The sequence below is a fragment of the Arthrobacter sp. N199823 genome (assembly GCF_002929705.1).
GTDB lineage: Bacteria > Actinomycetota > Actinomycetes > Actinomycetales > Micrococcaceae > Specibacter.
The window spans coordinates 1-1,028 of sequence record NZ_PJIN01000042.1 but is presented as its reverse complement, the minus strand read 5'-3'; the positions used below and the strand labels follow the sequence as shown (position 1 = coordinate 1,028).

At 57.8% G+C, this 1,028-nt stretch carries 1 protein-coding gene; it reads left to right on the top strand.

Features of this window, described 5'->3' with window-relative positions:
- Nucleotides 1-15: 15 nt before the first annotated feature.
- The coding region (gene lipA / locus CXQ93_RS20140) for a lipoyl synthase (protein WP_104112172.1) at nucleotides 16-1,028 on the top strand (1,013 nt) is incomplete at its 3' end.

Genomic DNA, 1,028 nt, shown 5'->3' with positions numbered 1-1,028 from the left:
AGAAGGAGGACTTTCATGACGTTGGTACCTGAGGGACGTAAGTTGTTGCGGATTGAGCAGCGTAATTCTGCTGTTCCGGTTGAGCGTAAGCCTGAGTGGATGAAGACGAAGGTCGAGATGGGCCCGGAGTTCATCGCGATGAAGAATCTGGTCAAGGGCCAGGGCCTGCACACGGTGTGTGAAGAGGCTGGGTGCCCGAATATTTTTGAGTGCTGGGAAGACCGTGAAGCCACGTTCCTCATTGGTGGTTCCGAATGCACCAGGCGCTGTGATTTCTGCCAGATCGATACGGGCAAGCCGTCCCCGATCGACAGGTTTGAGCCCACGAAGGTAGCCCGCTCGGTAGTGAAGATGAATCTGCGCTACGCCACGGTTACTGGTGTGGCTCGTGATGATCTGGCCGATGAGGGTGTGTGGTTGTATGCCGAAACGGTCCGGAAGATTCATGAACTGAACCCGAACACGGGTGTGGAATTGTTGATCCCGGACTTCTCTGGCAAGCCCGAACACATCACCGCGATCTGTGAATCCAAGCCCGAGGTCTTCGCGCACAATGTGGAGACAGTGCCACGGATCTTCAAGCGCATCCGCCCGGCCTTCCGTTACGAGCGGTCCTTGGATGTTTTGACGCAGGGCCGGGATCAGGGCATGGTCACTAAGTCCAACCTGATTCTGGGTATGGGTGAGACGCGTGAAGAAATCTCCGTCGCGTTGCAGGATCTCCATGATGCCGGGACGGATCTGATCACCATCACCCAGTACCTGCGTCCCTCTGAACGCCACCTTCCCGTGGACCGTTGGGTCAAACCCCAGGAGTTCCTGGAACTCTCCACCGAGGCAGAAGAGATCGGTTTCCTGGGCGTCATGAGTGGACCCTTGGTACGTTCTTCCTACCGTGCCGGACGCCTCTGGGCCACCGCCATGCGGAAGAAGGGTTTGGACATCCCCGAACACCTCGCTCACATCGCTGAAGGCATCGAAGATTCCGGCCACACCCGCCAAGAAGCCGCCTCCCTCCTCGCCGCACA